Source organism: Microseira sp. BLCC-F43, assembly GCF_041929235.1.
Classification (GTDB): Bacteria; Cyanobacteriota; Cyanobacteriia; order Cyanobacteriales; family Aerosakkonemataceae; genus Microseira.
Genome location: NZ_JBHFNP010000236.1, coordinates 1 through 10,583 on the forward strand (window position 1 = coordinate 1; position 10,583 = coordinate 10,583).

Below are 10,583 nucleotides of genomic sequence, written 5' to 3' on the forward strand. Positions count from 1 at the left end.
ATGTTTTTCAACGGACGGTAGGACAACCGTTTGCTGCTTGTGAAGGCTTAGTCAATGGACAGCCCGTGAAGCAAGAACTCTTATTCGTGAGTTTAAGAAGCCCCCGCTACACCGCTTGCGGTTAGCGGTGGGAGTTGTCACTACTCTTTATTCTCAAGCGCATCAACCAGATAGAGCTTGATAAACGCTTCGGCGGCGGCTGGGTTGATGCCTTCTAACGCTTTGACAATCTCTACAACCGTCTCGGCGGTAGGGTCTCGGATTTCGTGAACCCAACGATACACGCTATTGCGTTCGATTCCCAAAGCCACCGCGATACTGTACTGGCTAATGTCATAAGTCTCTAGCACCTGTTTGAGGGCTTTTCCTGCTCTTCCCATGCTCCTAATCGTGTCAGAAGAGCAGGAACTCGTAAACGCCACCCAAATTGTTGACAGTCATCCGATATGATGACTATACTTTGATCTATAGGAACGTCACTGTACAGGTAAAACCATATGCAAACAAACTTTCTGATAGATCCCGACGAAAACCCTGATGTTCGCGTATCTATTGATACTTGTGAACGAACGAGTTCCAACAGGGAATCAGTCCGACTGCTGTTAATCGGATCGCGCCTTGGCGTTATCCGCATGATTCACAAGTTTTATCGTCTGAAAGTCGCGGAAGTTGGGGATTGGAGTCCTTTGCAACCAGGCCCCAAACCTGGTGAATTCATGAGTATCTTAACGCTGCATTTTGCGACAAATTAATTTCAATCAATCGGGGTAGGGAACAAGATTAACCTTGTTGGTTTCTCTCAAGATTTTTGCATGCCGTGCCCCGAAGATGGTGAAATTGCGATCGCATCGGGTAGGGGCACGGCAAGATTAACGTTGTTGGTTTGGATCAAGATATTTTAAATGCCGTGTCCCTACAATCGTCAAATGTTTATGTGGGAGGAGATGGTATAAATTATTACCCTTGGTTCAAACCCCATTGTTCCAAAAGAAAGGCGTACTCGAAGGCAATTTCCTTGAGTCGTTCGTAGCGCCCCGATGCGCCGCCGTGTCCTGCACCCATATTGGTTTTGAGCAGCAATAGGTTATTATCCGTTTTCAATTGGCGCAGTTTGGCTGTCCATTTGGCGGGTTCCCAGTAGGCAACGCGGGGGTCATTTAAACCAGCGGTGATTAGCATTGCTGGGTAATCTTTCGCCTCAACGTTGTCGTAGGGAGAGTAGGACTTCATGTAGTCGTAGAAGGTTTTATCCTCTGGGTTACCCCATTCGTCCCATTCGATCGCAGTCAGGGGCAAGGAAGCATCTAACATGGTGGTGACGACATCGACGAAGGGTACGTTAGCGACGACTGCTTTAAACAGATCCGGACGCATGTTGACGACTGCACCCATCAACAGTCCGCCTGCACTACCGCCCTCGATCGCGAGGTATTCTGGGGAAGTCCATTTTGCTTGAATTAAATGTTCGGCGCAGGCGATAAAGTCGGTAAAGGTATTCTTTTTCTTGAGAAACTTACCATCTTCGTACCACTTGCGTCCCATTTCCGCGCCGCCGCGAATGTGCGCGATCGCTACCACCACCCCCCGATTTAGCAGCGCTAGTCGAGTCGATGAAAAAGAATCCGGCTCTTCTATACCATAAGCACCGTATCCTGTCAATAGTAAAGCGTTAGCGCCGTTGGGTTCAATACCCTGTTTGTAGACGAGGGAGAGGGGAACGGGAGTACCATCGGGAGCGATCGCATTGAGTCGTTGACTGACATATTGGGTGCGATCGTACCCTCCCAAAACCGGAGTTTCCTTTTTTAACTCGCGTTCAGTCGTATCCATGTTGTAGTCAAATACCGAATTTGGAGTCACCAGCGAAGTATAGTTAAACCGCAAAATATTGGTATTGAATTCGGCATTTGCTCCTTCATAAACTTCGTAGGTTGGTTCGGCAAATGCGATGTAATGTTCATTGCCGGTGGAAAGTTGGCGCACCCGGACTTTAGGTAATCCAGACTCGCGTTCGGAGATAACCAAATGGTGGGAAAAAGCACTGACATTGGAGAGAAAAACGTCTTCCCGGTGGGGAATAACCGTTTCCCAGTTTTCCTTAGTAGGATTGGTCGTTGGAGTTCGCATCAATTTGAAATTGATTGCATCTTCGTTCGTGGTGATATAAAAGTAGTCGCCGTGGTGTTCTACCGAGTATTCAACCAGATGCGATCGCTCAGCAATAACCTGAAAAGATTCCCTCGGACTGTTGGCATCGAGAAAGTGAACTTCTGAGGTGACATTGCTTCCCAGATGCATCAAAATGTAAGCTTCGCTGCGGGTTTTATACACCCTCAAATTAAAGGATTCGTCGGTTTCGTGGTAAACCAAAACATCTTCCGTTACCGGAGTCCCCAATATATGGCGAAACAGCTTAAACGGGCGATGAGCCTCGTCTACTTTGGTGTAAAATACCGTTTGATTGTAGTTCCCCCAAGCGAGGGAATATTCGGTTTCCGGGATACTTTCTGGATAAAGTTCGCGGGTAACCAGATCGAGGAAATACAAAGTGTACAATTCCGAACCATTGGTATCGACGGAATATGCCAAAAGTCGCTGATCGGGACTAATTGCAAATACCCCTAACTCGAAGTACTCTTCTCCTTCTGCGAGCAAGTTTTCATCGAGTAATACTTCTTCCGGTGCATCCAGACTGCCTCGCTTGCGACAGTGTATGGGATATGCTTTCGCTTCTTCGGTGCGACTGTAGTAATAATAATCACCTTTGCGATAGGGAACCGATAGATCGGTTTCCTGGATGCGAGAAAGCATCTCGTTGTAGAGAGTTGCTTGCAGCGGTTCGGTATGCTGCATCATGGTTTTAGTGTAGGCATTTTCCGCCTCCAGGTAGGCGATGACATCGGGGTTAGTGCGATCGCGCAGCCAAAAATAATTATCGATGCGATCGTCACCGTGTAGCGAAAGCACCTGCGGATGCTTCGGTGCGACTGGAGGAGATACTTCAGACAAGGGAAGATGTTCTTGGTACTGCATTGCAAGCGATTCCAATTGTACGAGGGTACGTGCTGCTGGTGAGACAGCGAAAGCCCATAGGGATTTCTAGATTATCGCTTGTAGTTATTTTTGCGACATTAAAACTTTGATTACAGTCCCCGAATACCGACTTCTAAGCCGCGACAGACACCCGTGAGAAAATCTAAGTCGAGGGTGTCAATGCGATCGCTCCCCTGATGGTAATGTGGATTTCGCATAAACGCCGTATCTGTCACCATCATCGCTGGGTAACCCCGATCCCAAAACGGCGCATGATCGCCCAGGCGCGTTTGGGGTACGATTAAACCGCGATTTGGTACGGGTAACAACTCGCAAGGCGTACCAGATTTGCGGATAGTACCTCGCAGTTGAATTAAATCGCCAATCGTCGTTAAATTGCCAACCAAAGCGATAAAATTACCCGTATTCGGGTAAAAGCGTTCTAAAGGCGCGGGGTAGCGTTGCGAACCGGGGGTAGAATCGCAATAACCCAGCATTTCTAAAGACAGCATTAACCGCAGCGATTGTCGTTGTTGCTTTAAATCTTCCGCGTATTGAGTACTTCCTAATAAACCGTACTCTTCCATATCAAACGCTACCAGTCGCATTGGGTATTTTGCCGGTTGTGCAGCAAATGCTCGTGCTAATTCTAACAATACGGCGACACCTGTAGCGTTGTCATCCGCACCGGGAGTTCCAGGTACGGCGTCGTAATGTGCGCCAATTAAAATCGGAGATCCCCCCTTGCCCCCCTTATTTAAGGGGGGTAAATTGAGGATGTGATTCCCCTGGTTCCCAGACTCTTGCGAATGCTTGGGGGGTAAATTGAGGATGTGATTCCCCTCTTTCCCAGACTCTTGCGAATGCTTGGGGGGTAAATTGAGGATGTGATTCCCCTGGTTCCCAGACTCTTGCGAATGCTTGGGGGGTAAATTGAGGATGTGATTCCCCTGGTTCCCAGACTCTTGCGAATGCTTGGGGGGTAAATTGAGGATTAAATTATCATGGGTTTTGCCGCCGACGGTGAATGAGTGGGTTTCTACTGTTCCCCATTGTTGCATCTGTTCGCGGATGTATTGCTGGACGAAAAAATGTCCAGAGGCGGCGAAGTAGGGGTCGCGATTGCATACTATTTGAGTCAGATGATTTTGCAAACGTTGTTTTAAATCCAAAGCGTAGTTCTCCAGTTTGGTTTGTAGCGGCGGGTTTCACCAACAGGACTGACGCACGACGAGAAAAGAAACTTTGGTGAAGAGTCGATGTCTCGTTTCCAAACCAACGATTTTTCGGATCGCCCTTAGTTTCTTTGCCTAAGTCCTGACCAAAAAGCCCTACCCCCTACACAAAGTTTATCTAAACCCGCCTTTACTGGATATCTTTGGCAGGTAAATGCGATCGATACCCCGATCATCTCTCATATCATGTCCTTAGGCAACCGTTGTGTAACTGCTAACCTGCTACGCACCTAATTTGAGAGTCAAATTTTCCCTTCTTCTTGTGGGGTGGGCATCTTGCCCGCCTCTTTATTGGATTTAAATGTGTAGCAGCTTAATAGCTAATCACTAACTCTGGAGGCAATTAGCAATTAGCAATTAGCAATTAGCCATCCATACACTACCGATACCACCGGACATCATATTACTTTTTCCCTGCTCAATCTCGCTAAGGGGTAATAATAAAGTTTCCTCAATTTCCTGTCGCACTCCGGGAGACACTTGACTGCGATCGAGGAAATCCAGCAATAAATTGTTAGCATCGTAATACAATTTGCTCACCTGAAAATTATCACCCATATCCCGCCGTACAGCTATTGTTGAGACTAAATCTCTATACCAAGTCTTACCTTTAGACTCCCTCCATTGATAAAATGCTTTTTTATCTTCTGCATCAAGCAGTCGCTTTTGCTGACTTATTAATTTGTGCAAGTGCGGATTCAGTGCCAAATAAATTTCCTTGGCAAGTAAATTACTATCTCTATTATTTGCCAGGACAGTTTTACTCGTAAAATAGACATCAAAGTAAAATTTCCGGATTGCTGCTAAAGCTGCTAAATTGTAGGTAAACTCAAAGGCAAAAGATTTTTGCTGCACTATGACCCAATTCATAAAATGCTGCAATTTCTGCTCGGAAGCTGCCAAGGCATCAATTTTTTGTTTCATCAATAACAGATGAGCATCTTCTATCTGACTTGCTGCTAATAAAAAAACTTCACGCCAAGTTTTTTGGGTTAGATTCCTAACGGACTTTTCCAAAGGTTGTGAAGTAAAACTGTTAATAAACGCTTGAGCAGTCAAATATTCTTGAAAAGTTAAATGTGAAAAAGAATAAACCTCTCGCGCTCGCTCTATTAATAACCCATGTTGTGCCTCAATAGATTTTAGCACCACCTCACTATCCCGTCGCAATATTGTTGGGTCAGTTTGGTCACTATGTAAAGTACGAAGATAGTCAGCAATATATCTCTCAACTTCACTTTGGTCAAAGAAATAACGGCTGTTCTCAAAAGTGATAGCAGCTACATGACACAGAAGCGCTTTTTTTCGATCTAAATGTAAATCCCGATATACTTCATCTCGTTTAATACCCCTAGATTCATCCCATCTCACGAGCAGAATGTCGAGTCCTTGCTGATATAACTTGAAACGTTTTGAAGGGAATTCTCTTTTAGCTTGGAAAACTAAACAAGTTAGATTTAGCAAGATTGGTGTGACTGCGAGTTCTCGAATTTGCTGATTTTCTGGTAACCTGAGCTTTTCAAGAAATTGCTGTGCTATAGCTTCCCCAGCTTGTCGGTTATTTCTGGAAACTGCCACAAACCACTTCTTGGCGAAGGGTTCGACTTGCTCTTGATTAAAGTCTGCTACCTCAACATCGGTGAATTCCTGAAATTTATATTTCTGTGCGGCGATGCGGCAGGTAATAATAAATTGATTTTTGAAATACTTCTCAGCAAAGCGACGGATTTGCGTAATAACTTCATCTCCATCTTTTTCTGGAACTTCATCCAAACCATCCAGCAAAATCAGCGCTTTTCCATAATCGAGTATCTTTTCAGTAATCGATTGCTCTGAAATGCCACAACTGACAAATTCTTGGTGAATGTAGTTCCATAGCTTGGACTCGCTGTTATCTCTGCTGGTATCTTCAGCGAAGTTTCTCAGTCTAATAAAAATCGGGACAAGGTTTGATAAAAACTCGCATTCATCGTCATTACATTGAACTGCTATCCACTGCAAAAAGGTGGTTTTACCTGAACCCGGTTTTCCCAGAACCATCAATTTTTTGTGCTGCGATACAGCTTCTGGTCCTGGTATTCGCTGGTGACGTTTACTCAACCCTAGTCGATCAAAGTCATCTGAATCAGGGTTAAAGTCTTGCGCTAAGTCAGAAATATCTCGCCATTGCTGACAGGCGATCTCTTCGAGGATATAAACATCAGTGTAGATATTTGATATAGAAATTGGTTGGGAAATGTCCAGCATCCGCATAGTCGCACACTGGTCTTTAATTTTTTTGTGGCGCTGCGAGCGCACCTGGGGGACAAATTCGACAACTACCCTCAAAAAATCAACATCCAGAATCTTCCGCCACTCCAGATTTAGGTGCGAACAGATATTGATAAAAACATCAGGAGCAACTGCCTCAACGTCAAAAATTTTCTGGATTAGTTCACTAGGTAAATTCATATCCCCTGCTAGTAACTTTACCTTCAATTCCATACTCAGGGGCGGGGGCACTTTGTTTTTGTAAAAATTGCGGACAAAATCTTCATTTGCCAGTAACTTGGCTTTCTTTTCTATCCCCATACTTTGGTTTTCTAATTTTTTTTCAAATGCCTCCCGTTCAGAATCATTAATCGGTAAACGGCTCATTATTTTTATAATAGCTTCATTTATTAAAAACTTCTTTATTTCTTCTTTAGCGTTCTTATTAAGGTCAATCTGCTTGAAATTAGGAAAATTAGCAATCATTGCCTGACTTTTGTTTATAAATAATACTAAACTAATAAAATCCAGATATTGCCAAAAAGTGTTAGAAACTTTTAAATGAAGAATCATCAGCCACTTAAAAATTAAAATAACTATTTTATTGCTATTGTTGTAAATTTGTTTAAAACCCCGCTCTCTTGCTTCTTTAAATGCCCGTTCTAGTAAGTTGATTTCAGGAGCAAATCTCTGCTTTTCTGCCTGAAATGTCGGCTGCGCTTCATTATACAACAGCTGGGCATTTTTTAAATGCCACTCTTGTTCCTTAAAATGCTGCTCTTCTTTCTTAATACGCCACTCTTCTTTCTTAGACTTCTGCACTTCCTGAAGCACCCGCCCTGCATTCTGAAACCTCTGTTTAGCTTGATTAAGATTCAGCAGTGCATTCTCAAAACTCTGCTTAGCTTGATTAAACATCTGCTCTGTATTTTCAAGAGCAAACTTTTCTTTCTCAGACATCTGTTCTACTTGGTTGAATACCTGCTCAAAAGTTTGCTGTACTTGATTAAAAACTTCCTTAAACGCCTGCTCAGCTTCCTGAAACTCCTTCTCAGCTTGTTCGGTGATTAGTTTTTCAATTTCCTTCTGTTTAAGCTCTTCTTTTTTTTGGATTACTGACGGAATTGTTTCAAGTGCCTGGTTTAATTGTTGCAGCTTATCTGGAGATACTTGGAGCGATAGTGTCCGTTGCACCAAAGCATCAATATCAAGATTGCTGTCTGACTCATCTAGGGATTTCAGTTCTGCTGCGAGAGTCGCTAGCTCTTTTTGCCAAGCATCAATGTGCTTTCTGAAATCATTGATTTGATGTTCTAACTTTCCTTTACGCTGTGGATTGTCTTCCAAGAGCAATTCCTGCTCACAATTGTTGAGCTGTTCGTAGGTTTGAATCAGTAAGTTTTCCAGTTGACTTTTACGTTGCTGACGCGAATCCACAAGCGACTACCTAGTTTCTCCGAGACTTTGCTATCCAACGCTCCCAAGCTGCTTTCAAGTTGAAACCAGCTGCCAATTCCAATTCTCCTTCATAATCGAGTAGAAAAGGAATGATGGGTATGGAAACCTTGAGTTTATGCTTGGCATCAAACGCAGGATGATTAATCACCTCGGCAACTGCGGGAGGCAAAGCTAGCTTTTTCGCTTCTACCACAGCTAGCATTTCCTGAATGCCAGCGAGCAACTGCTGTATTTCTGCCTCTGAAATGCGATTGGTTTCCAAAGCATCTAACATCGCTTGCACAGTAACCAGCTGGTTTTGGTTGAGTTGCTTGGCGATTGCCGCAACGATGCTTCGCTCAGTTGCAGCATAACGAGCTAGCAAGGTTCGACGCAACTCGACATAACTACTTAATACCATGTTGCCCAGAGTGTTGAGCTTGGCGTTAACCTGCTGCAATTCTGTAGCAACATCTTGCATCTTTGCAGGCGCCTCGCCAGTCACCTGCTTCTGTAATTCGTCGTATTCCTGCTGATGGCGAGTCAGTAATTCCCGCAACTGCTCAATTCGGCGACGATATTTGCTCCTGATTCCGGGGTGATCTTCGTCACGCAACTCGATCTCGAACTCATTTAGCAGAGTAAAGGTTTGAGCAATGTTGGTTTCCAACTGTTGCAGTCTCAGGTTGAACGCTGAAGATGTCACAGGATTGACTCAGTATATTTTCTAGGGGTGCTTATTGCTACTGTAGCACCGCATTACTTAGAGCAGCTCCTCGATACTGCATAATTGTTACGGAAATAAAGGGCAAAAGTTTACTACCGAATTGGGTAATGCCAAACTTCCATTTCAGAGATGGCGGTAAATCTTGCCAACCAACAGGCACAAACCCCAAACGGGTATAAAATTGCACGAGTCTTTCACCCAAACATTCTAAATAAAGCGGTTGGGTTGCTTGCTTAATTAAATGCTGAGTTAAATAGGTGCCAAAACCGCGATGGCGCCAATTTTTTGCTACTACTAAACTCCCCAATTCTTGCGCCCCTGCAAACCCGCGCAACTGTCCGCAAGCGACGATTTTTCCCTCGCATTCAATTAGCCAAAATTGCGAATAGCGCAACTGAGTCGGGTCAAGTTTGGCACTCAGTACCAAGAACCGAATTGTCCAAATATCTTCTTTGGTCGCAGGGCGAAGGATGCATTCTGGTGGTAGGGGATTGTTCATTGGTAGGGTGTAGGGGCGGGTTATACCAGCGATTTATGCAATCGCCGTGGTGCGTTACACTTCGTTAACGCACCCTACATGGGCGAATCTTGGCGTCAGCGATCGCGGTGCGTTACACTTCGTTAACGCACCCTACATTGAGAAATTTTATCGTTACCCGCCCCTGTTGTTTCAAAACCCTTTAAATCCACTTGCTGACAAGTAAACTTCATTCCAAGAGGGGGGTCGATAGTCGCGATTGAACGCTTGGTCAACATGTCCAACTAAGTTTGGCAGGTCATTCCCTCTGATATTGCCGCTGAAAAACATTTTCACTTTTTCTTGCCAACCTGACGGGTAGTCCCTGATGACTGGGTGCAGTACTACGACGGACTGATATTCGTTTTTCTGTTGGTCAACGATGATGTCAAGACTGAGAATTCCCAAAGGACGAATGAAAACCCCAGTCGCGGCGATCGCAAAGTCTGCATTCAGTCCTTTTTGCTTCATTATTACAACGAAATGTCCTCCTTCTGGAATTTTATAAGGCACTTGACTTCTATCTTGCACCGGCTTGACTTCGATGTTGTAACCCTTTGTCAGACCTGCTTCTAAGGTCATATCTTCATATTCTTGGTCGGGATGGGGAACGTAGATGGTAAATTGTTGTAACTCTAACCAAGGATTGTTTATCGCTTCCCCTGTCTCGTCTTTCCAAGCGTTGTATATCTTTAGCATCTCTTGACCCACATAGCTGTTTTGGTTACAAATATTAATCAAAGACATGTTGAGCGCGCACTGGTCAAATTTACTTGCTCCTAAAATTTGCATATATTTCTTACACCCTTTGTGGTTCACAGTCTATTGAACTATTTTCACCAGAGGGTTTTCTGTAAAATTTGAACTACTTTTTTGCGCTGTTTTAAACGAGCCAATTTATAAAGAAAATCTAAAGCCGTTCTTGCCTATGGAATTGAATTTATGGGTTGGCAGGTTTGCGGGTAGGGGCGCGGCGTGTAATAACGTTTGGTATCAACCAAAGATGGTGGAATGTTTGCGGGTAGGGGCACGGCGTGCGATCGCGTTTGATTTGTACCAAAGATGGTGGAATGTTTGCGGGTAGGGGCACGGCGTAGAATAACGTTTGATTTGTACCAAAGATGGTGGAATGTTTGCGGGTAGGGGCACGGCGTAGAATAACGTTTGATTTGTACCAAAGATGGCAGAATGCCGTGCCCCGACAAGGATCGATGAATCGGGTTACAGGTACAATGCAGGGGCACGGCGTGTAATAAGGTTTGATTTGTACCAAAGATGGCAGAATGCCGTGCCCCGACAAGGATCGATGAATCGGGTTACAGGTACAATGCAGGGGCACGGCGTGTAATAAGGTTTGATTTGTACCAAAGATGGCAGAATGCCG

Annotated in this window: 9 protein-coding genes; 1 reads left to right on the plus strand and 8 read right to left on the minus strand. The window is 44.4% G+C overall.

Annotated elements, in window-relative coordinates:
• Positions 1–140 precede the first annotated feature (140 nt).
• Entirely contained in the window at positions 141–380 is a 240-nt protein-coding gene (locus ACE1CM_RS32325; protein WP_374882977.1) for a helix-turn-helix domain-containing protein, read from the minus strand.
• A 117-nt stretch (positions 381–497) separates the two neighbouring features.
• Between ACE1CM_RS32325 and ACE1CM_RS32330 the strand changes: the two genes are divergently transcribed.
• The gene (locus tag ACE1CM_RS32330; protein ID WP_374882978.1) at positions 498–752 is read left to right on the plus strand and encodes a peptide ABC transporter substrate-binding protein; all 255 of its coding nucleotides are present in this window, start codon (positions 498–500) and stop codon (positions 750–752) included.
• A gap of 205 nt (positions 753–957) precedes the next feature.
• Here the strand turns inward: ACE1CM_RS32330 and ACE1CM_RS32335 are convergent, their stop codons facing one another.
• The 7 genes from ACE1CM_RS32335 to ACE1CM_RS32365 all read right to left on the minus strand — a co-directional run.
• Complete coding sequence (locus ACE1CM_RS32335; protein ID WP_374882979.1) at positions 958–3,033, minus strand: S9 family peptidase; 2,076 nt, start codon at positions 3,031–3,033, stop codon at positions 958–960.
• 110 nt (positions 3,034–3,143) lie between these two features.
• Positions 3,144–4,205, minus strand: a complete 1,062-nt coding sequence (locus ACE1CM_RS32340; protein ID WP_374882981.1) for a M28 family peptidase — start codon at positions 4,203–4,205, stop codon at positions 3,144–3,146.
• Between the two features lie 420 nt (positions 4,206–4,625).
• On the minus strand, positions 4,626–7,955 hold the full coding sequence (locus ACE1CM_RS32345) for an NACHT domain-containing protein (protein WP_374882982.1): 3,330 nt from the start codon (positions 7,953–7,955) through the stop codon (positions 4,626–4,628).
• 10 nt (positions 7,956–7,965) lie between these two features.
• Positions 7,966–8,661, minus strand: a complete 696-nt coding sequence (locus tag ACE1CM_RS32350; protein ID WP_374882984.1) for a hypothetical protein — start codon at positions 8,659–8,661, stop codon at positions 7,966–7,968.
• A gap of 37 nt (positions 8,662–8,698) precedes the next feature.
• Positions 8,699–9,181 (minus strand): GNAT family N-acetyltransferase, encoded by a 483-nt coding sequence (locus ACE1CM_RS32355; protein ID WP_374882985.1) that lies wholly within the window; start codon positions 9,179–9,181, stop codon positions 8,699–8,701.
• Positions 9,182–9,352: 171 nt separating this feature from the next.
• Complete coding sequence (locus ACE1CM_RS32360) at positions 9,353–10,018, minus strand: hypothetical protein (protein ID WP_374882986.1); 666 nt, start codon at positions 10,016–10,018, stop codon at positions 9,353–9,355.
• Positions 10,019–10,139: 121 nt separating this feature from the next.
• The coding region (locus tag ACE1CM_RS32365) for a hypothetical protein (protein ID WP_374882987.1) at positions 10,140–10,583 on the minus strand (444 nt) is incomplete at its 5' end.

What these genes read in the sequence shown, in the direction of transcription:
- ACE1CM_RS32325 (WP_374882977.1), bottom strand. Translation starts at nt 380, where the DNA reads ATGGGAAGAGCAGGAAAAGCCCTCAAACAGGTGCTAGAGACTTATGAC.
- ACE1CM_RS32330 (WP_374882978.1), top strand. Translation starts at nt 498, where the DNA reads ATGCAAACAAACTTTCTGATAGATCCCGACGAAAACCCTGATGTTCGC.
- ACE1CM_RS32335 (WP_374882979.1), bottom strand. Translation starts at nt 3,033, where the DNA reads ATGCAGTACCAAGAACATCTTCCCTTGTCTGAAGTATCTCCTCCAGTC.
- ACE1CM_RS32355 (WP_374882985.1), bottom strand. Translation starts at nt 9,181, where the DNA reads ATGAACAATCCCCTACCACCAGAATGCATCCTTCGCCCTGCGACCAAA.